26 protein-coding genes are annotated in these 26551 nt (G+C 63.9%); 24 read left to right on the forward strand and 2 right to left on the reverse strand.

The features are described 5' to 3' along the window. Nucleotides 1–10: 10 nt before the first annotated feature. Entirely contained in the window at nucleotides 11–1264 is a 1254-nt protein-coding gene (locus EN859_RS07265) for an FAD-dependent oxidoreductase (RefSeq protein ID WP_127852792.1), read from the reverse strand. Nucleotides 1265–1710: 446 nt separating this feature from the next. On the opposite strand from EN859_RS07265, the gene EN859_RS07270 reads away from it, so the two are divergent. From EN859_RS07270 to EN859_RS07355, 18 genes are all read left to right on the forward strand, one after another. Continuing rightward, a complete protein-coding gene (locus EN859_RS07270; RefSeq protein ID WP_189501764.1) occupies nucleotides 1711–3003 on the forward strand; it encodes an imelysin family protein in 1293 nt (430 codons plus the stop codon). A gap of 65 nt (nucleotides 3004–3068) precedes the next feature. Beyond that, nucleotides 3069–3380 carry a (2Fe-2S)-binding protein gene (locus EN859_RS07275; protein WP_127852791.1) on the forward strand — a complete coding sequence of 104 codons (312 nt, stop codon included), beginning with the start codon at nucleotides 3069–3071 and terminating at the stop codon, nucleotides 3378–3380. Beyond that, the gene (bfr, locus tag EN859_RS07280; protein ID WP_127852790.1) at nucleotides 3346–3831 is read left to right on the forward strand and encodes a bacterioferritin; all 486 of its coding nucleotides are present in this window, start codon (nucleotides 3346–3348) and stop codon (nucleotides 3829–3831) included. The genes EN859_RS07275 and bfr overlap by 35 nt, the downstream gene beginning before the upstream one ends. Nucleotides 3832–3844: 13 nt before the next feature. Then, entirely contained in the window at nucleotides 3845–5455 is a 1611-nt protein-coding gene (locus EN859_RS07285; protein ID WP_127852789.1) for a di-heme oxidoredictase family protein, read from the forward strand. Continuing rightward, nucleotides 5455–6534, forward strand: a complete 1080-nt coding sequence (locus tag EN859_RS07290) for an imelysin family protein (protein WP_127852788.1) — start codon at nucleotides 5455–5457, stop codon at nucleotides 6532–6534. Before EN859_RS07285 ends, EN859_RS07290 begins: the two co-directional genes overlap by 1 nt. A gap of 2 nt (nucleotides 6535–6536) precedes the next feature. Next, a complete protein-coding gene (locus EN859_RS07295; protein WP_127852787.1) occupies nucleotides 6537–7643 on the forward strand; it encodes a DUF1513 domain-containing protein in 1107 nt (368 codons plus the stop codon). A 258-nt stretch (nucleotides 7644–7901) separates the two neighbouring features. Continuing rightward, a complete protein-coding gene (tsaB, locus tag EN859_RS07300; RefSeq protein WP_127852786.1) occupies nucleotides 7902–8639 on the forward strand; it encodes a tRNA (adenosine(37)-N6)-threonylcarbamoyltransferase complex dimerization subunit type 1 TsaB in 738 nt (245 codons plus the stop codon). Beyond that, a complete protein-coding gene (gene rimI / locus EN859_RS07305; RefSeq protein WP_127852785.1) occupies nucleotides 8639–9133 on the forward strand; it encodes a ribosomal protein S18-alanine N-acetyltransferase in 495 nt (164 codons plus the stop codon). The genes tsaB and rimI overlap by 1 nt, the downstream gene beginning before the upstream one ends. 19 nt (nucleotides 9134–9152) lie before the next feature. Further along, the gene (locus EN859_RS07310) at nucleotides 9153–9953 is read left to right on the forward strand and encodes a 1-acyl-sn-glycerol-3-phosphate acyltransferase (RefSeq protein WP_127852784.1); all 801 of its coding nucleotides are present in this window, start codon (nucleotides 9153–9155) and stop codon (nucleotides 9951–9953) included. 44 nt (nucleotides 9954–9997) lie between these two features. Further along, the gene (gene miaB / locus EN859_RS07315; protein ID WP_127852783.1) at nucleotides 9998–11419 is read left to right on the forward strand and encodes a tRNA (N6-isopentenyl adenosine(37)-C2)-methylthiotransferase MiaB; all 1422 of its coding nucleotides are present in this window, start codon (nucleotides 9998–10000) and stop codon (nucleotides 11417–11419) included. Nucleotides 11420–11445: 26 nt separating this feature from the next. Beyond that, complete coding sequence (locus EN859_RS07320) at nucleotides 11446–12495, forward strand: PhoH family protein (RefSeq protein WP_127852782.1); 1050 nt, start codon at nucleotides 11446–11448, stop codon at nucleotides 12493–12495. 17 nt (nucleotides 12496–12512) lie between these two features. After that, nucleotides 12513–13013: an rRNA maturation RNase YbeY gene (gene ybeY, locus EN859_RS07325; protein WP_127852781.1), complete on the forward strand. Its 501-nt coding sequence runs from the start codon at nucleotides 12513–12515 to the stop codon at nucleotides 13011–13013. A gap of 28 nt (nucleotides 13014–13041) precedes the next feature. Then, nucleotides 13042–14115, forward strand: coding sequence for a hemolysin family protein (locus EN859_RS07330; protein ID WP_127852780.1), 1074 nt, complete (start codon nucleotides 13042–13044; stop codon nucleotides 14113–14115). A 17-nt stretch (nucleotides 14116–14132) separates the two neighbouring features. Further along, nucleotides 14133–14603, forward strand: coding sequence for a VOC family protein (locus tag EN859_RS07335; RefSeq protein ID WP_127852779.1), 471 nt, complete (start codon nucleotides 14133–14135; stop codon nucleotides 14601–14603). A 76-nt stretch (nucleotides 14604–14679) separates the two neighbouring features. Continuing rightward, the gene (lnt, locus tag EN859_RS07340; protein ID WP_127852778.1) at nucleotides 14680–16272 is read left to right on the forward strand and encodes an apolipoprotein N-acyltransferase; all 1593 of its coding nucleotides are present in this window, start codon (nucleotides 14680–14682) and stop codon (nucleotides 16270–16272) included. Between the two features lie 140 nt (nucleotides 16273–16412). Continuing rightward, nucleotides 16413–16832, forward strand: a complete 420-nt coding sequence (locus EN859_RS07345; RefSeq protein ID WP_127852777.1) for a helix-turn-helix transcriptional regulator — start codon at nucleotides 16413–16415, stop codon at nucleotides 16830–16832. A gap of 169 nt (nucleotides 16833–17001) precedes the next feature. Beyond that, nucleotides 17002–18285 carry a methionine adenosyltransferase gene (metK, locus tag EN859_RS07350; protein WP_127852776.1) on the forward strand — a complete coding sequence of 428 codons (1284 nt, stop codon included), beginning with the start codon at nucleotides 17002–17004 and terminating at the stop codon, nucleotides 18283–18285. A 2-nt stretch (nucleotides 18286–18287) separates the two neighbouring features. Next, nucleotides 18288–18989: a tRNA (guanosine(46)-N(7))-methyltransferase TrmB gene (locus tag EN859_RS07355; protein WP_127852775.1), complete on the forward strand. Its 702-nt coding sequence runs from the start codon at nucleotides 18288–18290 to the stop codon at nucleotides 18987–18989. 46 nt (nucleotides 18990–19035) lie between these two features. Here the strand turns inward: EN859_RS07355 and EN859_RS07360 are convergent, their stop codons facing one another. Further along, on the reverse strand, nucleotides 19036–19200 hold the full coding sequence (locus EN859_RS07360; RefSeq protein WP_127852774.1) for a hypothetical protein: 165 nt from the start codon (nucleotides 19198–19200) through the stop codon (nucleotides 19036–19038). Between the two features lie 316 nt (nucleotides 19201–19516). On the opposite strand from EN859_RS07360, the gene rimP reads away from it, so the two are divergent. From rimP to truB, 6 genes are all read left to right on the forward strand, one after another. Beyond that, nucleotides 19517–20149 carry a ribosome maturation factor RimP gene (gene rimP, locus EN859_RS07365; protein WP_127852773.1) on the forward strand — a complete coding sequence of 211 codons (633 nt, stop codon included), beginning with the start codon at nucleotides 19517–19519 and terminating at the stop codon, nucleotides 20147–20149. A 49-nt stretch (nucleotides 20150–20198) separates the two neighbouring features. After that, the gene (nusA, locus tag EN859_RS07370) at nucleotides 20199–21794 is read left to right on the forward strand and encodes a transcription termination factor NusA (protein WP_127852772.1); all 1596 of its coding nucleotides are present in this window, start codon (nucleotides 20199–20201) and stop codon (nucleotides 21792–21794) included. 38 nt (nucleotides 21795–21832) lie between these two features. Further along, entirely contained in the window at nucleotides 21833–22483 is a 651-nt protein-coding gene (locus EN859_RS07375) for an RNA-binding protein (RefSeq protein WP_127852771.1), read from the forward strand. Next, complete coding sequence (gene infB / locus EN859_RS07380) at nucleotides 22480–25038, forward strand: translation initiation factor IF-2 (RefSeq protein ID WP_127852770.1); 2559 nt, start codon at nucleotides 22480–22482, stop codon at nucleotides 25036–25038. The genes EN859_RS07375 and infB overlap by 4 nt, the downstream gene beginning before the upstream one ends. A gap of 114 nt (nucleotides 25039–25152) precedes the next feature. Beyond that, a complete protein-coding gene (gene rbfA, locus EN859_RS07385) occupies nucleotides 25153–25575 on the forward strand; it encodes a 30S ribosome-binding factor RbfA (protein ID WP_127852769.1) in 423 nt (140 codons plus the stop codon). Continuing rightward, nucleotides 25575–26528 (forward strand): tRNA pseudouridine(55) synthase TruB, encoded by a 954-nt coding sequence (truB, locus tag EN859_RS07390; RefSeq protein WP_127852768.1) that lies wholly within the window; start codon nucleotides 25575–25577, stop codon nucleotides 26526–26528. The genes rbfA and truB overlap by 1 nt, the downstream gene beginning before the upstream one ends. The last annotated feature ends 23 nt before the right edge of the window (nucleotides 26529–26551 follow it).

Consider the following 26551-nt stretch of genomic DNA (forward strand, 5'->3'; position numbering starts at 1 on the left):
TGCACATACTCTATTCCGCGGCCCGGGCAGGCTCTTCTTGCTGGAAGGCGGCGAGCGCCGCTTTCAATCCGTCGGGTCCCGTCGCGACAGTCTGCGGCGTCGGCGAAAAGCCGGCGCCGAGCATCTTGCGGCCAAGCATATGGTCGCCGGGCCGGTTGACCGATTCGATGCCGAGCAGCCGGTTTCCAGCGTAGTGGTAGATCGAGAATTTGTTCTCGGTCAGGTCGCCCAACGCGACATGGCTGTCGCCGCCCGAGGTCAGGCCGACCATCTGCAGCTTCATGTCGCCGATGTCGGACCAGAACCATGGCACCGCCGAATAGATATCCGCATGATCAACGACCGTGCGCGCGGCAAGCCGCGCCTGGTCGGTGGCATTCTGCACCGATTCCAGCCGCACGTCGCCGCCGGTGAGCCAGTGCCGGTAGGAGGCAGCGTCGCCGATGGCGAGGATTTCCGGAACCGACGTGCGCATTTGCTGGTCGACGCGAATGCCGTTGGCGATGGTGATGCCCGCGGTCGCAGCCAGTTCGACATTCGGCACCACTCCGATGCCGATGATGACCATCTGCGCCGGCAGCCGCTCGCCGCTCAAGGTTACCGCAGCCGAGACATGGCCGTTCTCGCCCTCAAGCCGCGCAATGGTGGTGCCGGTCAGGATGCGCACGCCGATTGCTTCCAGCCGCTGCCGCACATGGCTGGCGATGACCGGTGCCACCGCCCGGCCGAGCAGCCGGTCGACCGCCTCGACCACGGTGACTTTGCGCCCGGCCGCCGTGAGCGTTGCGGCGATCTCCAGCCCGATGAAGCCGCCGCCGAGGATGACGACGTCTTCGCTTTGCGTGCTCAGTTCCCGGATCAGGCGCGCATCGGCGAGCGAGCGCAGCGACACCACGCCCGGAAGGTCGGAACCCGGCAGTGGCAGAATGCGCGGCCGCGAACCGGTCGCCAGGATAAGCCGGTCGAAGGGCAGCACGCCGCCGCCGGCGATCTCCAGCCTGCGGCCGCCGGTATCGATGGCGTCGATCCTGATGCCCGGCCGATAGTCGATGGCGCTGCCCGTATAAAAGGCCTCGCCGCGCAGCGGCTGTGGTTTTGCCTCCTGATCCTTGATGAAGGTCTTCGACAGCGGTGGCTTGTGGTAGGGCAGTTCATTCTCGTCGCCGACCAGGATGACCGGCCCGTCATAGCCCTCTTCGCGCAGGCTGGCGGCCGCTTGCACGCCCGCGTGACCCGCACCGACAATGACCACCCCGTTCTTCATCGCAGCCCAATTCCTCAATCAAATCTAGGACGTCTCGCCAAGTGGCGATTGTCTACCGCCGCCGCAAGAACGCCGGTCCGGGTCGCACCCGGGACGGCCGCCTGTCAATCGTGACGTTTGGCGGTAGCGCCGCTTAAAAGTTGACAGTCGCAGTTTAGAATAATTCTAAACTGTTGTTTCAATTGAATTTTCTCTCCGACGCCAGTTGACTTCCGGCGCCTTCATCGCTTTATGGAGGCTCGCGCGTCAAGCGCATCCCTTTGATGTCTGGGCCTTGAACCCTTTCGATTGGAGGCATTTCGGTGTCTTTCTTCCGCGAACCGTGCGATGGCGCGGTCTGTTTTTTGCCCGATGGCAGGTGCCTGCCGCGGCGCCGATCGCCTGTTGCCGCGCCTTCGGCGCCGGCATTTCACTGAATTCCCGAGGAGACGACAGTCATGAGAGCGATGATCACGGCACGATATGGTGGCAGGCTGGCGGCGATCGGCGCGACGGCGGCGCTGACGGCGGCGGTGTTCGTGCTGCCAGCCAAGGCGGAAACCGATGCCAAGGCGGTCATCAAGACCTATTCCGACATCGCGCTCGCCAAATACGAGGATTCGCTGATCACCGCTGAGGCGCTCGACAAGGCTGTCGATGCGCTGCTCGCCAAGCCGTCGGCGGAAACGTTGAATGCCGCCCGCGAAGCCTGGAAGGCATCGCGCGTTCCTTATCAGCAGACCGAGGTCTACCGCTTCGGCAACGCCATCGTCGACGACTGGGAGGGCAAGGTGAACTCCTGGCCGCTGGACGAAGGCCTGATCGACTATGTCGCCAAGGGCTACGGCACCGAGTCGGACGCAAATGCGCTCTACACGGCCAATGTGATTGCCAACAAGTCGATCGAGATCAACGGCAAGAAGGTCGACGCCTCGAACCTGGCGCCTGAGTTCCTCTCCGGCACGCTGCAGGAGGCCGGCGGCATCGAGGCCAATGTGGCGACCGGCTATCACGCCATCGAATTCCTGCTCTGGGGCCAGGACCTGCATGGCACCGGCCCGGGCGCCGGCGAGCGGCCCTATACCGACTACGACCTAGCCAATTGCACCGGCGGCAATTGCGACAGGCGCGCGCAGTACCTGAAGTCGGCGAGCGACCTGCTGGTTTCCGATCTCAAGGACATGGTCAACGACTGGAAGGAAGGCGGCGCCGCCCGCGAGAACCTTGTCGACGGCGAGCCGAAAACCGGCATCTCGACCATCTTCACCGGCATGGGCTCGCTGTCCTATGGCGAACTCGCCGGCGAGCGCATGAAGCTCGGCCTGCTGCTGCACGACCCGGAAGAGGAGCACGACTGCTTCTCCGACAACACCCACAACTCGCATCTCTATGATGCCGTCGGCATCCGCGCCGCCTACCATGGCAGCTACACGCGCCTCGACGGCACCGTCGTCGAAGGGCCTTCGGTGGCGGATATGGTGAAAGAAGCCGATCCGGCAGCCGACAAGGAGCTGTCGGACAAGCTGGCCGTCACTGTCGCCAGGATGGAAGCCATCAAGGCGCGGGCGCTTGCCGGCGAGGCCTATGACCAGCAGATCGCCGAGGGCAATACTGAAGGCAATGCCACCGTGCAGGCGGCGATCGACGCGCTGATTGACCAGACCAAGTCGATTGAACGCGCCGTCGGTTCGCTGAAGCTCAATGCCATCGCCTTCGAGGGCTCAGACAGTCTCGATTCACCCGACAAGGTGTTCCAGTAAGGCGCCAGCCCAGCCAAGTACCAGCCACGCGGCACCGAGAAAGCGCCGCCAGCCAGAGCAAATGAATGCTGATCTGCCATTGCAACATCATCACCGAGAAGGAGATAGAGCAGACGATCGTCGGGCTGCTGGATGAGGATCCCTGGCAACTCATCGTGCCGGCCAAAGTCTATCATGCCATGCAGAAACGCGGTCGCTGTTGCGGCTGCTTCCCAAATGTGGTGGAAACGATCATTCGGGTCACCGAAAATTATCATGACCGTTCGGAGGCGAGCGGCGTGGACATCGTTTCACACCTGGATCGCGTCAGAGGCCTGCGCGTCCAATACGGGAGCAGAACCCATGAAAGGCGAAACGCAGATCATCGAGCGGCTTAACGAGGCGCTGTTTCTGGAGCTCGGAGCGGTCAATCAATACTGGGTGCATTTCCGGCTGCTGGAGGACTGGGGATACGCCAAGCTGGCAAAGAAGGAACGCGCGGAATCGATCGAGGAAATGCACCACGCCGACCGGCTCGTGGCCCGCATCATCTTCCTTGAGGGGCATCCGAACCTGCAGTCGGTGGCGCCGCTGCGCATCGGTCAGAATGTGAAGGAAGTGCTCGAATCCGATCTTGCAGGCGAATACGACGCGCGCACCGCCTACAAGCGTTCGCGCGAGATTTGCGAAGAAGCAGGCGACTACGTGACGATGAAACTGTTCGAGGATCTGCTGTCTGACGAGGAAGGTCACATCGACTTCCTCGAAACGCAACTCGACCTGCTGGCCTCGATCGGCGAGGAAAAGTATGGCCAGCTCAACGCGGCATCGGCCAACGAGACGGAATAAAGGATATGCGGGAATGCGGCGCCTCTTAGATTTCTTGCGCCGCGCGCGGCGGGCCGAGAAGCACGGCCTGCCGTCAGACGAACAGCCGCGACGGAGATTGCCGCTTCGCGGCGTTTCACTTGCCGCCTTGGTCGCGCTTGCGGCCTCGTCGCTGGCCGGTACGCCGGAGCCGGCGGGCCTTGCCACCAGCCGCACCGATCTGACGCCGAAGGATCTGGCACGCGTCATCGCCGTCACCCGGCCGACCAGCGATTTTTCCAAGCCCGAGCAATTCGAGCTGATGCAGGGCGGCGCAGGCACCTCGAAGAAGGACGTCAACCACGACTCCTTCTCGCAATCCTCGGCCAACATCACCTTCGAGGAAGAGAGCACCTTCAAGCTCGGCAATGCCATTTTCCGCAAGAACTGGGTGTCGGCGCCATCCTCGACGCAAGCATCGGACGGGCTTGGTCCGCTGTTCAACGAGCGGGCCTGCCAAAATTGCCATTTGAAGGACGGTCGCGGCCATCCGCCGCAAGGCGACACCGGCACCACCTCGATGTTCCTGCGGTTGGCGCGGCAGGCGAGCACCGAGGAAGAAAAGGCCGCGATCGCCGAGCACAAGGCGCTCAATTTCCCCGATCCGGTCTACGGCTCGCAGCTGCAGGATCTGGCCGTTCCCGGCCTGCAGGGCGAAGGCCGGATGCATGTCGACTATCAGGAGCAGAAGGTAACGCTCGGCGACGGCACCGTGGTTTCGCTGCGCAAACCCAGCTATTCGGTCGATAACCTTGCTTACGGACCACTCGATCCGCACACCACACTTTCGCCGCGCATGACGCCGCCGATGATCGGCCTCGGCCTTGTCGAGCAGATCGCACCGGCCGACATCCTCGCCCATGCCGATCCGGACGACCGTGATGGCGACGGCATTTCCGGCAGGCCGAACATCGTGCGCGACGGCCAGAGCGGCGATCTGACGCTTGGCCGCCTGGGCTGGAAGGCGCAGACACCGTCGATCCGCGAGCAGGCGGCCGACGCTTTCGCCGGCGACATCGGCATCTCGACACCGGAGGTGCCGAAACATTGGGGGGATTGCTCCGCGGTCGAAAAGACATGCCTTGCCATGCCTAACGGCGTGCAGCAGCGGCTTGGCCCGGTCGAGGCGCCGCCGCCGGTCATGGACCTTGTCACCTTCTATTCGCAAAACCTTGCCGTGCCGGCACGGCGCGACCTCGACAAGCCGGACGTGCTTGCCGGCAAGAAGCTATTTTACGACATGGGCTGCATTTCCTGCCACACCCCGAAATTCGTCACCCGCCGCGGCACGCCCAACAAGGCGCAGGCCTTCCAGCTGATCTGGCCCTATTCCGACTTCCTGCTGCACGACATGGGGCCAGACCTATCCGATGGACAAGCCGTGGGCGAGGCCACCGGCAACGAATGGCGCACGCAGCCGCTGTGGGGCGTCGGTCTTACCCAGACCGTCAACGGCAACACCTTCTTCCTGCATGACGGGCGGGCGCGCACCCTGACCGAGGCGATCCTGTGGCATGGCGGCGAGGGACAGAAGGCGCGCGACCGCTTCGCCGCCGCCGACGCGGCCGATCGCGACGCGCTGGTCAAGTTTCTGGAGTCGCTTTGATGCCGAAGCGTTCTGCATTTGCGCTCGCCCTGCCGCTGGTCCTCGCCGCTGCGTTGCCGGCATCCGCGGTGGTGAAGGCCTCGGACGTGATCCAGCGTGCGATCGACGGCTTTGTCCGCCCGGCCTATGCCAGGCTGCATGATCATGCCGACAGCTTGACCGAGGCAATGCACGCGCTTTGCCAATCCCCCTCGCAAGAGGATCTCGATGCGGCGCGTGCCGAATTCTCCGCCACAGTGGATGCCTGGTCGGTCGCCGAAATCATCCGCTTCGGGCCGATCGCCGAGGAAAACCGGCTGGAGCGCATGCTGTTCTGGCCGGACCGCAAGAGCATCGGCCTGAAACAGGTGCAGGCGGCGCTGGCCAACAAGGATCCGGCCGCCGCCAATCCCGTCCAGCTGGCGGGAAAAAGCGTCGCCATGCAAGGCCTCGGTGCACTGGAATTCGTGCTTTATGGCGATGGTGCCGAAACGCTGGCCGGCAAGGATGATCCCTATCGCTGCGCCTATGGCGCAGCCATCGCCGGCAATGTTGAGGCGATTGCCGCCGATGTCAGCGACGCCTGGAACAAGCCCGGCGGGTTTGCCGCGCTCTGGGCCAATCCTGGGCCGCAGAACGCGCTCTACCGCGACGGCACCGAAGCAGTGACCGAACTGGTGGGTGTTTTGATCAACGAGTTGGAAATGGTCCGCGACGTGCGCCTGAAGGGATTCCTGGGCGCCAGCCCTGGGGCGGACAAGCCGAAGCAGGCGATCTATTGGCGTTCGCAAAACACGGCGCGCTCGCTGACCGGGAACCTTTCCGGCATGGATGCGCTGTTCCAGGCCTCGCAACTTGGCGATGCGCTGTCGCCCGATGCGCGCTGGATGGCGGAGTCGGCCCACATCCAGTTCGCCAACGGAGCTGAAGCCGCCAAGGCCATCAGAGGCCCGATCGACAAGGCGCTTGCCGATCCGGCGCTGCGCCAGAAGCTCGACTATTTCTCGTTGGTGACGTCCAGCCTGACGACCCTGATCGGCACCAGGCTGACGGCCGAATTCGGCCTGAGCGCCGGCTTTTCGTCATTGGACGGCGACTAATCATGCGCACGCCGCTGATCGACCGTCGCCATTTCCTCCGGGCTGCCGGGGCCGGCTTCCTGGCGGCAATGGCGCCGTCTGCCTGGGCGAAGACGCTTGATGCCGACGCTGTCTTTGCCACCGCTTTCGTCAAGCGCGACGGCAGCTATGGCGCTGCCATCCTGTCCGAGGCCGGCAAGCTGCTGCACGCGATCGATCTGCCTGATCGCGGCCACGACGTCACCTTCGATCCGGTATCAAGGCGCTCGGTGGTCTTCGCCAGGCAGCCCGGCACCTTCGCCGTCGTCTTCGACCACACCGGCCGCGATGAGCCGCTGGCCATCGCCAGCATCACCGGCCGGCATTTCTTCGGCCATGGCGTGTTTTCGGCCGACGGTGCGCTGCTCTATGCCACCGAGAACGATTTCGACAATGCCGCCGGCGTCGTCGGCATCTATGACGCGCGCGCCAAGTTCAACCGGGTCGGCGAATTCCCGACCTACGGCACGGGTCCGCACGAGCTTCTGTTGCTCTCCGACAACAGGACGATTGCCGTAGCCAATGGCGGCATCGAGACGCATCCGGATTTCGGCCGCGCCGAGCTCAACATCGCGACGATGAAGCCGTCCTACGTGCTGGTCGACCGCCTTACTGGCGATCTCATCGAAAAGCATGAATTGCCGCCGGCGCTGCACCAGCTGTCGATCCGTCACATGGACGCCGATCGATCCGGCACGGTCTGGTTCGGCTGCCAGTACCGAGGGCCGGGCAGCGATCGTCCGCTGCTGGTCGGCCGCGCCGCGCGCGGCAAGGATCTGTACCTGCTTGATATGCCGCAGGATGTGCTCTCCGGCTTCAGGAACTATATCGGCTCGGTCGCCGCCAACCCCGCCGCCGGCACCATCGCCGTGTCCTCGCCGGAGGGCAATTCGCTTGCCGTGATCGACGCGGCCAGCGGCCGCGTCGTCACCACCAAGGCGCTGGTCGAGGTCTGCGGCGTGGCGCCCGACGGAACCAGCTTCATGGTGACGACGGGTGCCGGCGAAATCGTCGAGGCGGGTGGCGCGACACGTTCCGAGCCGGACTATGTCTGGGACAATCACATGCTGCGCATCGAACAGGTTAGATAATGCATGTCGCCCAGAAGTGCGCAGCGGTTTTGGGACACGACATGCACAAAGACAGAGGCTTGAAGCGCGCCGCATGAATCCCTTTGAACGTGACGTGCTTCAGGCGACGCCTCCGGCAAGTTGCTTCAAAAAATCAGGGTGTTGCGACCAAGTCGAAGCAAAGCCGCCTGACAATTTATGCATTATCCTCTTGCGGCGACGAGCCGTGGCAGGCACAGGGAACTGTTTCTCGAACCCTGTGCTCCAACCGGCCGCCTCATGAAGTTGCTCGCCATCGACTGTGTCGCCAATCTCTGCGCCGCTTGCGTCTATGACACGGCGGCCGGGAAAGAGCTTGGCCGCTCGGTGCTCGATCTCGGCAAAGGCCATGCCGAGCATCTGATGGCCGTCATCGATGGGGCCTTGAAAGCCGGTGCAACCGACTATGCCGGCCTCGGCGCCATTGCTGTCTCCACCGGTCCGGGCTCCTTCACTGGTCTGCGCGTCGGCGTCTCGGCGGCGCGTGGACTGGCGCTGGCGTTAAAAATCCCGGCGATCGGGGTGACGACGCTGGAAGCGCTGGCGGCAGGGGCGACAGCAACATTTCCCGGCCGCGCCGTGCTGGCCGCGCTCGACGCCGGCCGCGAGGAGATCCATGCCGCACTTTACGATGAAACCTCGGTGTTGATTTATGGTCCGGCCGTGACCACGCTTTCTGAGGCCGCCGCCATGGCTGCGGACATCTCTGCCGTCATTGCCGGCACCGCGGCCATGCAAATCGCCGCGTCGGCCGGGCGCGCCTTCGACATCGGCCCGACAACGGCCACCGCCGACATCGCCGTCTACGCCCGGCTGGCCGCCACCAAGGGCGCCGGCGAAAAGCCGAAGCCGCTCTACCTGCGCAGCGCCGACGCAAAGCCGCAGGCGGGCTTTATCCTATCGAGGCAAGACCATGATCCCGCAAAGCGGGAACTGGTTTCCGGTAAAGATCATGGTCCGAAGGAAAACAAGTCCTGATGCGCATTCCCTTCCTCAAGCCGCGCCGCAGGGACTACGCGCTCGAGCCGCTGACGATTGCCGACAGTCCGGCCATTTCGACGCTGCATCGCGAGGATTTCGTGCGGCCGTGGACCGACGGCGAATTTGCCGCACTGCTTGAGCAGGACACGGTTTTCGGTTTTGCCGCGCGCGAGACCGGACAGGGCGCCAAGCCCCCGGTCGGCTTCGTGCTGGCGCGCCTGGCGGCAGGGGAAGGCGAGATCCTGACCGTCGCGGTGGCGCGTTCACATCGCCGTCAGGGGCTCGGCTGGCAATTGATGGATGCTGTCTTGCGCGAGCTGCACGCGCAGCGCGCTGAAGCACTTTTCCTCGAGGTCGACGAGACCAATGTCGCCGCGATCGCGCTCTACCGGCGGCTCGGCTTCCGCGAAGTCGGCAAGCGCGCCAACTACTACAGATCGCCGGAACACGGCCCGACCGGCGCGCTCGTCATGCGCCGCGATCTCCGCTAGCCAAACTCGGGGTGCAGCGATGATCGGAAAAATCAGGACTTTCCTGGCGCTGGGCTTCGTTGCCGTCGGCTCGCTGGTCCTTGTGCCGCTGCAGATACTGTCGATGAAGACCAGACTCTGGCCCGAGACGTTCATCCTCAAGCTCTGGCATCGGCTTATCGTCAGGGCGCTGGGCATGCGCATCCACGTCAAGGGAACGCTGTCCAGCGAGCGGCCATTGCTGGTTGCATCCAATCATGTCTCCTGGACCGACATTATGGTGCTGGGCTCCATGGTCGACGTGACGTTCATCGCCCGTGCCGATATGGCAAACTGGCCGCTGATCGGCATGCTGTCGAAGCTGCAGCGCACCGTCTTCATCGAGCGCGAGCGCAAGCGCTCGTCGGGCCACCAGGCGAGTGAGATCGCCAGCCGGATGGCCAAGGGCGACGCCATGGTGCTGTTTGCTGAGGGCTCGACGGGTGACGGCAACATGATCCTGCCGTTCAAGAGCACGCTGTTCGGCGCCGCCTCGATGGCGATCTCCGAAGGGGCGGCGGAGCAAGTGTTCATCCAGCCAGTGGCGATCGTCTATACCCGCCTGCATGGCGTGCCGCTCGGCCGCCGGCACCGGCCGATTGCTGCCTGGATCGGCGACGAGGATTTGATGCCGCATCTCAAGGTCTTGCTGGCGGACGGCGCCCTCGATGTCGAGGTGCACTTCGGCGAGCCGATTGCCTTCTCCAAGGGCTCGAACCGCAAGGAAACGGCAAGATTGATGGAAACCCAGGTGCGCGAGATGGTGCGAACGGCGCTCGCCGATCCGCGCCCGAGCCGATAAAAACGCCCTGTTTTTTGTCATCGAAAGGCGTTAGAAGCCGCCAGATGGAACTGAATACGATAGAGCGCGACGACATCGACATTGCGGCCGAAAACGCCGCTGTGCCGTCCGCCGCAGCCAAGAAGGTCTTCGTCAAGACCTATGGCTGCCAGATGAACGTCTACGATTCACAGCGTATGACCGATGCGCTGGCCGCGGATGGCTATGTGGCGACCGATGCCATCGGCGAGGCCGATCTGGTGCTGCTCAATACCTGCCATATCCGCGAAAAAGCGGCGGAGAAGGTCTATTCCGAGCTCGGCCGCATCCGCGAGATGAAGGCCGAACGAGCCGAAGCCGGCCGCGAAATGCTGATCGGCGTCGCCGGTTGCGTGGCGCAGGCCGAAGGGGCGGAGATCATCCGCCGCTCGCCGGCCGTCGATCTGGTCATCGGCCCGCAGACCTATCACCGGCTGCCCGACGTCCTGGCAAGGGTGCGCGGCGGCGAGAAGATCGTCGAGACCGACTACGCCATCGAGGACAAGTTCGAGCATCTGCCGCAGCCGAAGCGCGCCGAGCTCATCAAGCGCGGCGTGACCGCGTTCCTGACCGTGCAGGAAGGCTGCGACAAGTTCTGCACCTTCTGCGTCGTGCCCTATACGCGCGGCTCGGAAGTTTCGCGGCCGGTGGCGCAGATAGTCGCCGAAGCCGAGCGCCTGGCGGATGCCGGCGTGCGCGAGGTGACGCTGCTGGGCCAGAACGTCAACGCCTGGCATGGCAAGGGCGAGACCAAGGGGGGTGAGACCGAGGAATGGGGCCTTGGTCGCCTGCTCACCCGGCTGGCCGAGATTCCCGGGCTGGCGCGGCTGCGCTACACCACCAGCCATCCGCGCGACATGGACGACGAGTTGATCGCCGCGCACCGTGACCTGGGAGCGCTGATGCCCTATCTGCATTTGCCTGTGCAATCCGGCTCCGACCGCATTCTCAAGGCGATGAACCGCAGGCATACGGCAAGGGATTATTTGACATTGATCGAGCGTATCCGCGCCGCGCGGAGCGACATCGCGCTCTCGGGCGACTTCATCGTCGGCTTCCCCGGCGAGACGGAAGCGGATTTCGAGGCGACGATGCAGCTGATCCGGCAGGTAAACTATGCCTCGGCCTTCTCGTTCAAATATTCGCCGCGTCCCGGCACGCCGGGCGCCGAGATGACCGATCAGGTGCCGGAAGCCGCCAAGGACGAGCGCCTGCAGCGGCTGCAGGCCCTGTTGCTGAAGCAGCAGCAGGATTTCGGCGCGAGCCTGGTCGGCAGCACCATCGATACGCTGATCGAGAAGCCGGGCCGCCAGGCTGGCCAGAAGGTTGGTCGCTCGCCGTGGCTGCAACCGGTTATTGTTGATGAAAAGGCCGGCGAAATCGGTGACATTATCCAGGTACGAATCACGAAGACAGGCTACAATAGCCTGTTCGCCGAATTGGCCTGAAGGCCTCGGCAGATGAGGAGAGACGGTTGAGCGCTGCGGAACTGAAGAACCTGCCCCCGAACCAATCATCCGGGGCCTCGGATATGGCGCACATCGTTCTGACTTTCGACAACAACAAGCTTGCCAGCGCCCTTTACGGCCAGTTCGACGAAAATCTGGCCCGGCTCGAGCAGAAGCTCGGCGTCGACATCCGCTCGCGCGGCAATCAGCTGACCATCAAGGGCACCGCCTCGGCAGCCGAGCAGGCGCGGCGCGCCCTCGATAATCTCTACGGCATTCTTCAGAAAGGCACCGACATCAGCCAGTCGGACGTCGACGGCGCCGTGCGCATGGCGATCGCCGCCGACGACCAGCTGACGCTGCCGACGCTGGAGCGCAAGGGCAAGGTGTCCGCCGCCCAGATCGCCACGCGCAAGAAGACGATCTATGCCCGTTCGCTCAACCAGGACGCCTATATGCGTGCGCTGGAGCGGTCCGAACTCGTCTTCGGCATCGGCCCCGCCGGCACGGGAAAAACCTTCCTGGCGGTGGCGCATGCGGCAATGCTGCTCGAACGTGGCATGGTCGAGCGCATCGTGCTGTCGCGGCCCGCTGTCGAGGCCGGCGAGCGCCTCGGCTTCCTGCCTGGCGACATGAAGGAGAAGGTCGATCCCTATCTGCGGCCGCTCTATGACGCGCTTTACGACATGATGCCGGCCGACAAGGTCGAACGCGCCATTGCCGCCGAGGTGATCGAGATCGCGCCACTGGCCTTCATGCGCGGCCGCACGCTGGCGCATGCCGCCGTCATCCTCGATGAGGCGCAGAACACCACGCCGATGCAGATGAAGATGTTCCTGACCCGTCTTGGCGAGAACTCGCGCATGATCGTCACCGGCGATCCGAGCCAGATCGACCTGCCGCCGAACACCAAGTCCGGCCTGGTCGAGGCGCTCAGGATCCTCGATGGCGTCACCGGCATGGTGACGGTCCGCTTCAACGAAGGCGACGTCGTCAGGCACCCGCTGGTCGCCGAGATCGTCAAGGCCTACGATCGCGACGGCAAGCTGGCCAGGGGTTTGGGTGCCGAAAGCTGATCTGACGATGCGGCCTCATGGCTGAAGGCAGGAAGCCTGTCGGCGCCGCTCCGTCCGTCGATATCGATATATCGGTCGAGGCGGGCGACTGGCCTGACGAGGCAGCGCTGACGCGCCTTGTCGACCGTGCCGTCTCGGCCGCCTTTGCCGAAACCGGCATGGCCGGCCGTTCCGAGCTCAGCGTCGTTTTTTCCGACGATGTCCATATCCGCACCCTCAATGCCGGCTGGCGCGGCAAGGACAAGCCGACCAACGTCCTGTCTTTCCCAGCTTTTCCGCTCGCCAAGGGCGGCCCGCTGCCGCCGATGCTGGGCGACATCGTGCTGGCCGCCGAGACGATCGCGCGCGAAGCGGCACTGGAAGACAAGCCCGTCGAGAACCATATCATCCATCTCGTCATCCACGGCCTGCTGCATTTGCTGGGCTACGATCACGAGACCGACGCCGAGGCAGAGGCGATGGAAGCGATCGAGCGCGCCGCGCTTGCGAGGCTTGCCATTCCCGATCCCTACGCGTAACTACAAAAGATCAATTGACCGGACGACAATGAACGACAAACCAGAGACTGCCGCCCGCCCCGACGCCGGCAGTGCGACCAAGCCTTCCGAAAAGACGGAAGAGGGCTCAAGTCCGAGTACCACGACCGGCAGCATCGCCAGCGAGCCATCGCCTGCCGGTCCTTCCCTGTTCGATCGTGTGCTCGGCCTGTTCAGGCAGCGCAACGGCACCAGCCTGCGCGAGGAGATCGCCGGCGCGCTGGCCGAAGCGGCCAGCGATGCCGAATCCTTCTCGCCCGGCGAGCGGGCCATGCTCAACAACATCCTGCGGCTGCGCGAGGTGCGCGTAGAGGACGTCATGGTGCCGCGTGCCGACATCGAGGCTGTCGAGATCACGACGACGCTGGGCGATCTTCTCGGCCTGTTCGAGCAGGCCGGCCATTCCCGCATGCCGGTCTATTCCGAGACGCTCGACGACCCGCGCGGCATGGTCCACATCCGCGATGTGCTGGCTCACATTACCAAGATCGCCCGCGTCAGGAAGGGCAGGACGAGCAGAAAGGCACCCGTCAGCACACTGCTCGATCTTGCCAAGGTCGATCTTGCGCGCACCATCGGCGAGTTGAGCCTGATCCGACCGGTGCTTTTCGTGCCGCCGTCGATGCTCGCCTCCGATCTCATGGGGCGGATGCAGACGACACGCACTCAGATGGCGCTGGTCATCGACGAATATGGCGGCACCGATGGCCTGGTCTCGCTGGAAGACATCGTCGAGATGGTGGTCGGCGACATCGAGGACGAGCATGATGACGACGAGCCGTTGGTCACGCAGACCGGCGACGGTGTCTTCCTCGTCGACGGCAAGGCCGAGATCGACGACGTTGCCAAGATGATCGGCGGCGACTTTGCCGCCGGTGAACATGGCGAGTATGTCGATACGATCGGTGGCATGATCTTCAACACGCTTGGCCGTGTTCCGGCCCGCGGCGAAGTGGTGCAGGCGATACCCGGCTTCGAGTTCCACGTGCTCGACGCCGATCCGCGCCGGGTCAAGCGCGTGCGCATCGTGCAGATCCTGAAGGGCGAACGCCGCCGGCGCGCCGCCCGCACCGAGCAGGCTTGAGAGCCGCAGCCAGACCGATGCCGATCGACGACCCGTTCAAGCACTCGACCCTGGGCTCCGGTATTTTCTACAAGGATCCGCGGGCTGCGTTGGCCTGGCTTGAGGCGGCGTTCGGCTTCGAGCCGAGCATGGTGGTCAGCGACGCCGATGGCAGGCTCGTCCATTCCGAGATGCGGTTCGGTGATGCCTATATCATCGTCGATTCCGAATGGGCCGACCATGTCGCCAGCCCGGCCTCGCTCGGCGGCAAGAACACGCAATCGGCCTATGTGCGCCTCAAGGACGGCCTGGACGCCCATTGCGAGCATGCCAGGGCGGCGGGAGCCGAGATCGTCCAGCAACCTGCCGACCAGTTCTACGGCGAACGGCTGTACCGGGCGCGCCATCCCGAAGGCCATGTCTGGACCTTCACGCAGACCCTGCGCCCCGCCTCACGCGAGGAGGCTGAGCAACTGAGCGGCCTGCGGATTGACGGCTGGCACCGATAGCGCTGGGATCGGGTTTGGAACGCGAACCGCAGCCTGATAAATCTGCTGCCGTGATTCGCACGAGTCGGAAGCATCGATGCAGCGCCTTACCGGCCGGATAATTCTGCTTTGGGGCTGGCGGCGCGCGCTGGTGGCGTTTCTTGCTGGGGCGCTGGCGGTTCTTGCCCAGGCGCCTTACGATTTCTTCGCTGTCTGTTTTGTCTCGTTTCCGCTGCTCGTCTGGCTTCTCGACGGCGCGACCGGCGAAGCCTCCGATGGCTGGCTCAGGCGTTTGCGGCCGGCCTTCGCCGTCGGCTGGTGGTTCGGCTTCGGCTATTTTCTTGCCGGCCTGTGGTGGATCGGTTCAGCGCTCCTGGTCGAGGCCGACAGTTTCGCCTGGGCCTTGCCGTTCGCCGTGATCGGAATCCCCTTCGCGCTCGCCTTCTTCTACGGTTTCGCCACGCTCGTCGCCCGGCTGCTGTGGAGCAACGACATCGGCCGCATCGCCGCACTAGCCTTCGGTTTTGGCCTGGCGGAATGGCTGCGCGGCTTCCTGTTCACCGGCTTTCCCTGGAATGCCGTCGGTTACGCGGCAATGCCGGTGCCCTTGCTGATGCAGAGCGTGTCGGTGACCGGCATGATCGGCATGAACACGCTGGCGGTCTTCGTCTTCGCGCTGCCGGCTCTCGTTGCGGCGCGCCGGCATGTCAGCCTCGGTGGGGCCTTACTTGCCGTACTCGTCGCCGCCCATGTCGGCTTCGGCTATGTCAGGCTTACCGCTCCGGTCGAGTCGGCAAGCCGCGCAATCAATGTCCGTATCGTTCAGCCGGCCGTCGATCTCAGCGAGAAGTGGGATGCCGCGGTGCGCGACCGCATCTTCGCCACCATGATGGGGCTGTCGGCCAAGGCGCCAGACCCCGGCCAAGACAAGCCGCAACTGATTCTGTGGCCGGAGACGTCGGTGCCGTTTCTCTTTACCGAGCGCCCGGATGCGTTGACCGCATTGGGCGACATGCTTGGGCCTGGCCAGATGCTGATCGCCGGCGTCGTGAGGGAGGAAGGCGGTTCGGCAGCCAATGCCGGCAGCCGGTACTACAATTCCGTGGTCGCAATCGACGACAAAGGTGAAATGGTCGATGCCGTCGACAAGGTTCATCTGGTGCCTTTTGGCGAATACCTGCCTTTCGCCGACCTGCTCGGCCGCTTCGGGATCGAACAGCTCGTCGCCGGCCCGATGACCTTTACGGCAGGCAATGAACGGCATCCGATCACGGTGGCGGGCGGCGTCCGCGCCCTTCCGTTCATTTGCTATGAAGTCATCTTTCCTGATCTGGCGGCAGTTGACGTTGCGTCAGCCGAGCTTATTGTGAACGTCACGAACGATGCGTGGTTCGGCGACACGCCAGGTCCGTACCAGCATTTCAGGCAGGCTCAGATTCGCGCGGTGGAGAACGGATTGCCTTTGTTGCGTGCGGCCAACAATGGCATCTCCGCCGTTGTCGACCCGCGCGGACATGTTGTCGACGCTCTTGCGGTCGACGCACGCGGAGCCATCGATGTACGGGTGCCTGTTTCCGGGCACGCCCTTGTCTCCGCCGGCCAACGGCGCATTAACGGAATGCTGATTATGTTCCTGTTTGCCCTGGCCGCCTTCACATTGAATGTAAGGCAACGGCTACCGGCGAATTGACAGTCGACACATTAGAAACTCATACTGTAAGCGCCTAAAATTTCTCGAAGTCGGTCGTCGTTTTGGGTTGGGGCCGTGGGCTCCGGCTTCGTTTGGGCAAGAAAAATAGAAAAAAGCCGGAAAAATTCGGCGAGGAAACAATGACAGAAGAAAACAAGAAAAAGCCGAATCCGATCGACATCCATGTCGGGAGTCGCATCAGGCTTCGTCGCAATATGCTTGGAATGAGCCAGGAAAAGCTGGGTGAGAATCTCGGTATCACGTTTCAACAGATCCAGAAGTATGAAAAGGGTACGAATCGCGTCGGCGCCAGCCGCCTGCAGGCGATAGCCTCGATACTCAGTGTACCCGTCGCCTTCTTTTTCGAGGATGCGCCGGGTCAGGAGGCCGCGGGCAATCGCGGATTTGCCGAGGATGCGTCGATGGCCTTCGCCATCGAATTCTGCGGCAGCCCGGAAGGGCTTCAGCTCAATCGCGCCTTCGTCAAGATCGCCGACGTGAAGGTGCGCCGCAAGATCATAGAACTCGTGAAAACCCTTTCGACGGACGATGCCGACTGATCCAAAATCATGGGCCAGCGGTGGCGTCTTGCCGCCGGTGGCACAAGGCAACTGTGCTGACATTCATGCCAAACCTGCTGCACCGCTTGACGAACGGCGCCCGGCACCGCTAACACGTGGCGCGCCAAAATCGGCAGCCTGCCGATCGTTTTTTCAAGAGGGGACACCCGTGACGCGGCAGAACTACTTCTTCACCTCGGAATCTGTTGCCGAGGGTCACCCCGACAAGGTTTGTGATCGTATCTCCGACGAGATCGTCGACCTGGTCTATCGCGAGGCCAGGAAGACCGGCATGGATCCCTGGAAGGTTCGTGTCGCCTGCGAGACGCTGGCGACCACGAATCGCGTCGTCATTGCCGGCGAGGTTCGCGTCCCCGAGACGCTGCTGAAAAAGGACAAGGCTGGCAACATCCTGATGGACGGCGCCGGTCATCCGGTCGTCAACCCGGCAAAGTTCAAGTCGGTTGCCCGAAAGGCGATCCGCGAAATCGGCTACGAGCAGGCCGGCTTCCATTGGAAGACGGCAAAGATCGAGGTTCTGCTGCACGGCCAGTCGCCAGACATCGGCCAAGGCGTCGACAGCGCCTCCGACCGGCAGGGCGAGGAAGGCGCCGGCGACCAGGGCATAATGTTCGGCTACGCCTGCCGCGAAACGCCTGACCTGATGCCGGCGCCGATCTACTACAGCCACAAGATTCTCGAACTGCTGGCCGCCGCGCGCCACCAGGGCATCGGCGAAGCCGCTAAGCTCGGGCCGGATGCCAAGAGCCAGGTCACCGTCCGCTACATCGACGGCAAGGCTGCGGAGGCGACGCAGATCGTGCTGTCGACCCAGCATCTTGATGCGAGTTGGGATTCGAAGAAGGTCCGCAAGGTCGTCGAACCCTACATTCGTGAAGCGCTTGGCGACTTGAAGATCGCCGACAACTGCAACTGGTACATCAACCCGACCGGCAAGTTCGTCATCGGCGGTCCGGACGGCGACGCCGGTCTGACCGGCCGCAAGATCATCGTCGATACCTATGGTGGTGCAGCACCCCATGGCGGCGGCGCCTTCTCCGGCAAGGACACCACCAAGGTCGACCGTTCCGCGGCCTACGCGGCGCGTTACCTCGCCAAGAACGTGGTGGCGGCGAAGCTCGCCGACCGCTGCACCATCCAGCTTTCCTATGCCATCGGCGTCGCTCAGCCGCTGTCGGTCTATGTCGACCTGCACGGCACCGGCAAGGTCGACGAGGCCAAGCTCGAAGATGCGCTGCGCACCGTGATGGACCTGTCGCCATCCGGCATTCGCCGTCACCTCGACCTCAACCGGCCGATCTACGCCAAGACGTCGTCCTACGGCCATTTCGGCCGCAAGGCCGGCCGCGACGGTTCCTTCTCCTGGGAGAGGACCGATCTCGCCAAGGCGCTCAGGGACGCCCTCGCGGCCAAGGACGCGGTCGCCGCCTGACCATGAACGCTGAAGACAGGCCAAGCCGCGCGACCGAAGCGTTTTTCGGCCGGCGGCGCGGCAAGACTGTTCGCCCGCAGCAGGCGGCGGCGCTGGAAAGCGGCCTCAGGGCATACAAGCTCGACTTGACGACTGAGGCGCCGGCTGATTTGCGCGCCCTGTTCAAGGCGAACGTTTCAGCGATCTGCCTGGAAATCGGCTTCGGCGGCGGCGAGCACCTGCTGCATCGGGCGACGACGGCTCCCGCGACCGGCTTTATCGGCGTCGAGCCGTTCGTCAACGGCATGGCCAAGTTGATGATGGCGATCCGGGAACGGCCGCTCGCCAATCTTCGGGTCTATGATGACGACGCCACGCGCCTGCTCGACTGGCTTCCGCAAGCCTCGCTCGATGGCATCGACCTTCTCTATCCCGACCCCTGGCCGAAGAAGAAACACTGGAAGCGGCGCTTCGTCAGCCCGGTCAATCTCGACCGCTTCGCCCGCGTCTTGAAGCCCGGCGGAAAATTCCGCTTCGCGTCCGACATCGATAGCTATGTGAATTGGACGCTCTTGCACTGCCGGGCGCATGGCGCGCTCGCGTGGCAGGCAAGTGAGGCAGCGGACTGGCATCGGCCCTATGACGGCTGGCCGGGCACGCGCTACGAGGCGAAGGCCATTCGCGAGGGCCGGCGGCCGGCCTATCTAACCTTCGTCCGGAAATAAGCGCTGGCGGGAACCGAAGCTCCGCGCGCCAGGCGGTCATCTGTTTTCAGAAGCGGCCGATCTTGTCGAAGGCGGTCGGTTCGATGCCGAGCTTGCGCAGGTCGCTCGCACGTGGCTTGCGGCCGATTTCGACGGCCCGCGATACGGCCACGGCGCTGCCGAACGTGGTGAAGATATCGCCGATAGCAGAAAATAACCTACGGCTGCTCATGGTTTTGACCTTTCATGCGATGCGTGATCCTACCCAAGCGCAATCCTGCTTGTGCAATGCAACATAGATAGGCGCGCATCGCCTGATATCACAGCAGCTTGCCGCATAGGCGCCATGCGCCTGACGCAAGGCTGGCGCTGAGAAAAACGGACAACTCATCTGCTTACGACACAGCGGCACGCCAGACTTGAAACGCTGGTCCGGATCGTCTATATAAAGCTCAAATTCTTGGTCGGTATGACGAAGAGTGGGTCCACCCGGTCCCGCTCTTTTTTATTTCCTGCCGGCCAGCCACGAAACCAGCGACAGGGATCGAATGACAGTGACGGCAAGCGAAGCCGACGATCGTATCATCCGCGAAAGCGGTATCGATGCGCGCATCGCGCTGATCGTGCAGCCGGTGCTGCGGGCCATCGGCTTCCGCCTCGTGCGGGTGCATCTGTCGGGCCAGAACGGGCTCACGCTGCAGATCATGGCCGAGCGCGAGGACGGCACCATGACCGTCGAGGATTGCGAAGAGGTCAGCCGGGCGGTGTCGCCTGCCCTCGATGTCGATGATCCGATCGAGAAGGCGTATCATCTCGAAGTGTCGTCGCCGGGCATCGATCGGCCGCTGGTCCGCAAATCGGACTTCGCGGCGTGGACAGGCCATCTGATCAAGATGGAGACGTCGGTCCTCGTCGCCGACCGCAAGCGCTTCAAGGGCACGATCGCCGAGAGCGATGCGGACGGCGTGCTGATCGAGCGCGACAAGGCGGCCTATGGCGAGGAGCCGACGGTGCGCATTCCCTATGACGCGATTGCCGACGCGCGGCTGATCCTGACTGACGACCTCATCCGCGACGCGTTGTCGAAGGACAATAGGGCGCGCAAGGAAGCGAAGAAACGCCGCGGCGAACCGGACGATGCGCCCGAAGACGCGGAAAACGAAACCAAACAGGAAATGTGATTGAGCTGCCGGGCGCAAAAGGCTCGGCGACAGGCTCGGGAGAAAAAAGATGGTTGTAAGCGCCAACAGACTTGAACTGCTGCAGATCGCCGACGCGGTAGCGCGTGAAAAGTCGATCGACAAGTCGATCGTCATCGCCGCCATGGCCGATGCGATCCAGAAGGCGGCGCGCTCGCGCTACGGCCAGGAGACCAACATCCGCGCCGACATCAATCCCAACACCGGCGAGATGAAGCTGCAGCGGCTGATGGAAGTGGTCGAGAAGGTCGACGATTATGCGACGCAGATCGCCATTTCCTCGGCGCGTGAGCGGAATCCCGACGCTCAGCTCGGCGACTTCATCGCCGAACAGCTGCCGCCGATGGATTTCGGCCGCATCGCTGCCCAGTCGGCCAAGCAGGTCATCGTGCAGAAGGTGCGCGAGGCCGAGCGCGATCGCCAGTATGACGAATACAAGGACCGCATCGGCGAAATCGTCAACGGCACTGTCAAGCGCGTCGAATATGGCAACGTCATCGTCGATCTCGGCCGCGGCGAGGCGATCATCCGTCGTGACGAGTTGATCCCACGCGAGAACTACAAATATGGCGATCGCGTCCGCGCCTATGTCTACGACGTGCGCCGCGAGCAGCGCGGCCCGCAGATCTTCCTGTCGCGCACCCATCCGCAGTTCATGGCGAAACTGTTCACCATGGAAGTGCCGGAAATCTATGACGGCATCATCGAGATCAAGTCGGTCGCCCGCGATCCGGGCTCGCGCGCCAAGATCGCCGTCATCTCGCGTGACAGTTCCATCGATCCGGTCGGCGCCTGCGTCGGTATGCGCGGCAGCCGCGTCCAGGCGGTCGTCGGCGAGTTGCAAGGCGAGAAGATCGATATCATTCCGTGGTCGCCTTCGGCCGCGTCATTCATCGTTAATGCGTTGCAGCCGGCGGAAGTCGCCAAGGTGGTGCTCGACGAGGATGCCGAGCGCATCGAAGTCGTGGTGCCGGACGACCAGCTGTCGCTGGCCATCGGCCGTCGCGGCCAGAACGTCCGGCTTGCCTCGCAGCTCACCGGCTGGGATATCGATATCCTGACCGAGCAGGAAGAGAGCGAGCGCCGCCAGAAGGAGTTTGTCGAGCGCTCGGCGCTGTTCATGGATGCGCTGAACGTCGACGAGATGGTCGGCCAGGTGCTTGCCTCCGAAGGCTTCACCAGCGTCGAGGAAGTCGCCTATGTCGATGCCGACGAGATCGCTTCGATCGACGGCTTCGACGAGGACACCGCTTCGGAAATCCAGGCCCGCGCTCGCGAATATCTGGAGAAGGTCGAAGCCGAGCACGACGAGAAGCGCAAGGCGCTGGGCGTGAAGGACGAATTGCGCGAGATTCCCGGCATCACCACCGCCATGATGGTGACGCTCGGCGAAGATGGCGTGAAGACGATCGAGGATTTTGCAGGTTATGCCGCCGACGACCTGACCGGCTGGAAGGAACGCAAGGAGGGCGAAACCAAGGTGTTCCCCGGGGTGCTTGCCAATCACGGCGTTTCGCGCGCCGATGCCGAGCAGATGGTTCTGGCTGCCCGCCTCAAGGCCGGCTGGATCACCGAAGACGAGCTTGCGGCGCAGGAAGCGCCGGCTGATGAAACCGTTGGTGCGTGAGGTGAAACCGCATCGCACCGAACCTGCCCTTGGACGAGATGAACGATCGCACCTGCATCGTCACGCGCAGACAGGCCGAACCGGGTGAACTGATCCGTTTCGTCGTCGGCCCGGATTCGGCCGTCGTTCCGGATATCAAGAGAAACTTGCCCGGCCGTGGTTGCTGGGTGACCGCCGACCGCCTACATGTTGACAAGGCGGCGGCGAAGAACCTGTTTGCCCGCGCGTTTGAGGCAAAGGTGACCGTACCGCCCGATCTCGGTGGCATGGTCGAGGGGCTGCTTTCCAGATCCGCTCTGGGCATGCTGGGTCTTGCCCGCAAGGCTGGCGTGATCGCTCTTGGCGCCACCAAGGTCGAGAGCGCGGTGCGTAGCGGACTGGCGCTTTTCGTGCTGCATGCGACCCAAGCGTCGGATGATGGCGTGCGCAAGATCAGCCAGGCGCGGCGGGCGACCGTCCATCTCGGCGGCCCCGCCATCCCTGCCTACAAACTTTTCTCCGAGGCCGAGTTGAGCTTGGCATTGGGGGGTACAAATGTGATACATGCTGCCGTTCTCGCGGAAGACGCGGGCAGGGCGGTCCAGAAGCGCATGGTTGCGCTCGACCGGTATCGGGGCGGTTCCCCGGACGATCTGGCAATGCTTGCGGCCGTTGCTGACGAAGATGATGCCGCAGAGGATATGGAATGAGCGATACGAAATCAGGCGACGACAAGACGTTGAGTGTGACGCCGAAGAAGACTTTGACGCTGAAGCGCCCTGGCATGGAACAGGGCACGGTGCGCCAGAACTTCTCGCATGGCCGCACCAAGGCGGTCGTGGTCGAGACCAAGAAGCGCAAGTTCTCGCTGCCCGGCGACAAGCCGGAGCCGGCTGCCGCTCCCGTGTTCACGCCGAAGCCGCCTGTGGCGGCAGCATCTGTTGTGCAGGAAGCGCCCAAGGCGCCGCCGCCGCCGGCCGAACGCGGCGGCATGGTGCTGAACGAATTGTCGCGCAATGAAATGGAGGCGCGCCGCCGGGCCCTCGAGGGTTCGAAGGTGCGCGACGTCGAGGATCGCCAGCGCGCCATCGAAGAGGCCAAGCGCCGTGCCGAGGATGAAGAGCGCCGCCGCCGCGAGCGCGAGGAATCCGCGCGCCGCCAGGCCGAGGAAGAAGCGCGGCTGCAGGCCGAGGCCGAGTCCCGCCGCCGTGCCGAGGAAGAGGCGCGCCGTCGCGCGCCGCTGGCCGCTGAGCTTGCGACGGTCGATGACGAAGAAGACACCAAGCCGAAGCGTGCCGGAGCCGGCGCGCCCGTGCGCCGCCTGGCCACGCCCGAAGTGGCGCGTCCGGCCAAGCCGACCAAGGGCGAGGAAGACCGCCGCCGCGGCAAGCTGACGCTGAATTCTGCGCTCTCCGATGAAGATGCGCGTGCCCGCTCGCTGTCGTCGATGCGTCGCCGTCAAGAGAAGTTCAAGCGCGCGCTGCATAACGAGCCGCGCGAGAAAGTCATGCGTGAAGTGATCCTGCCCGAAACCATCACCATCCAGGAACTGGCGCAGCGCATGTCCGAGCGTGCGGTCGACGTGGTCAAGTTCTTCATGAAGCAGGGCCAGATCCTGAAGCCGGGCGACGTCATCGACGCCGACACGGCGGAGCTGGTCGCCACCGAATTTGGCCACACCGTCCGCCGCGTCGCTGAGTCCGATATCGAGGAAGGCCTGTTCAACATCGCCGACCGTCCGGAAGACCTCCGGTCGCGTCCGCCGGTGGTGACCATCATGGGCCATGTCGATCACGGCAAGACCTCGCTGCTCGACGCCATCCGCAACGCCAATGTCGTCTCCGGCGAAGCCGGCGGCATCACCCAGCACATCGGCGCCTATCAGGTCGAGAAGAACGGTCAAAAGATCACCTTCATCGACACACCTGGCCACGCCGCCTTCACGGCGATGCGTGCACGCGGCGCCCAGGCGACCGATATTGCCATCCTCGTGGTGGCAGCCGACGACAGCGTGATGCCGCAGACGATCGAATCGATCAACCACGCCAAGGCGGCCGGCGTTCCGATCATCGTGGCGATCAACAAGATCGACAAACATGATGCCGACCCGCAGAAGGTGCGCTCGGAGCTGCTGCGTCATGAGGTCTTCGTCGAATCGATGGGCGGCGAGGTGCTGGACGTCGAAGTGTCGGCGACCAAGGGCACCAATCTCGACAAGCTGCTCGAAGCGATCCTGCTCCAGGCCGAAATCCTCGACCTGAAGGCCAATCCGGATCGCACCGCCGAAGGCGTCGTCATCGAGGCCCAGCTCGACAAGGGCCGCGGCCCGGTAGCCACCGTGCTGGTGCAGACCGGCACACTGATGCCGGGCGACATCCTCGTCGCCGGCAACGAATGGGGCCGGGTGCGCGCGCTGGTCAACGATCGCGGCGAGCAGGTCAAGGAAGCGCCGCCGGCAATGCCGGTCGAGGTGCTTGGCCTTCAGGGCACGCCGCTGGCCGGCGACCGCTTCGCCGTGGTCAACAACGAGGCCCGCGCCCGCGAGATCACCGAATATCGCCAGCGCCTGGCGCGCGAGAAGGCAGTGGCCAGGCATGCCGGCCAGCGCGGCTCGCTCGAACAGATGATGTCGCAGTTGCAGACGAGCGGGCTGAAGGAATTCCCGCTGGTCATCAAGGGCGACGTGCAAGGCTCGATCGAGGCGATCAACGCGGCGCTCGACAAGCTCGGCACCGACGAGGTGCGTGCGCGCATCGTCCATGCCGGCGCCGGCGGCATCACCGAAAGCGACGTATCGCTGGCTGAGACCTCTGGTGCCGCGATCATCGGCTTCAACGTCCGCGCCAACGCGCAGGCGCGCGCCGCCGCCGCGGCCGCGGGCATCGAGATCCGCTACTACTCGATCATTTACAATCTCGTGGATGACGTGAAGGCGGCGCTCTCTGGCCTGCTGTCGCCGGAGCGTCGCGAGACCTTCATCGGCAACGCGGAGATCCTCGAGATCTTCGACATCACCAAGGTCGGCAAGATCGCCGGCTGCCGTGTCACCGAGGGCAAGGTCGAGCGTGGGGCGGGCGTGCGCCTGATTCGCGACAACGTCGTCATCCACGAAGGCACGCTGAAGACGCTGAAGCGCTTCAAGGACGAAGTTGCGGAAGTTCCGGGCGGCCAGGAATGCGGCATGGCTTTCCAGAACTACGAGGACATGCGCGTCGGCGACATCATCGAGTGCTTCCGCGTCGAGATGGTGACCAGGACGCTCTGAGTTCGAGCATTCCGTCGTCGAAAACCGGGCGGTGGTCGAAAGGCCGCCGCCCAAAGCATATGAGACATGCGGCGCGGTCCCATCCCGCGCTACACGATTTCAGGACCAAGGAAAATGCCCCGATCAACCACGTCAGGCCCATCCCAGCGCATGCTTCGCGTCGGCGAGCAGGTGCGCCATGCGCTGTCCGAAACCTTGCAGCGCGGCGAGATCATCGATCCGCTGATCGAAAACACGGTGGTTTCGGTGTCCGAAGTGCGCATGTCGCCCGATCTGAAGATCGCCACAGCCTTCGTCTCGCCGCTCGGCGCCGCGGACGCCGCTGCCGTGGTCGAGGCGCTCAACAAGCACGCGAAATTCGTGCGTGGCCGTGTCTCCGGCGCGCTCCGGCAGATGAAGTACATGCCGGAATTCCGCTTCCGGCTCGACACGTCCTTCGACAATTTCGCCAGGATCAACGATCTGCTGAAATCGCCCGAAGTGGCGCGCGACCTCGGCAGCGACAATGATAGCGACTATGACAAGGATACCGAATAGTGGCGCGTCGCGGCAAGAAGAAGGGCCGGCCGGTCTCCGGCTGGCTGGTGCTGGACAAGCCCGTCGGCATGGGCTCGACCGAAGCCGTCTCCAAGGTCAAGTGGCTGTTCCAGGCGGAGAAGGCCGGTCATGCCGGCACGCTCGACCCGCTCGCCTCCGGCATGCTGCCGATCGCGCTCGGCGAGGCGACAAAGACCGTGCCTTACGTGCAGGACGGCGCCAAGATCTACCGCTTCACCGTGGCCTGGGGTGAGGAGCGTTCGACCGACGACCTCGAAGGCCCGGTGAGCAAAAGTTCAGACCAGCGTCCGGCCGAGGCCGATGTGCTGGCGCTGCTGCCCAAATACACCGGCGTCATCATGCAGACGCCGCCGCAGTTTTCGGCCATCAAGATATCAGGCGAGCGCGCCTACGACCTGGCTCGCGACGGCGCCACGGTCGACATTCCGGCGCGCGAGGTCGAGATCGGCCGTCTCGATCTGGTCGAGCACACCGCCGATTGCACCATCTTCGAGGTCGAATGCGGCAAGGGCACCTATGTGCGTTCGCTGGCCCGCGACATGGGCCGCGATCTCGGCTGTTTCGGCCACATTGCCGAGCTTCGCAGGATCGAGGTCGAGCCGTTCACGCAGGAAGACTTTGTCACCATTGCCGAACTGGAAGCCGCCCGCTTCGGCGAGCAGGCGGACGCTGGCTCAGCCGATGCCCCGATCGATTTCGATGCGATCGACGCGCTTCTGGTCGACACCGCCGTGGCGCTCGATTGCCTGCCGCAGATCGCGATCAGCGACGATGCGGCGACCAAGATCCGGCTCGGCAATCCAGTCATCATCCGCGGCCGCGACGCGCCGGTGGAAGCCGAGGAAGCCTGCGCCACGGCGCGCGGCAAGCTGGTCGCCATCGGCGCCATCGAGCAGGGCATGTTCAAGCCGAAGCGGGTCTTTGCCGGGTGACGGCTCTCATCTAGTCTCAGCTC

The organism is Mesorhizobium sp. M00.F.Ca.ET.216.01.1.1 (assembly GCF_004010325.2).
Lineage (GTDB): Bacteria > Pseudomonadota > Alphaproteobacteria > Rhizobiales > Rhizobiaceae > Mesorhizobium.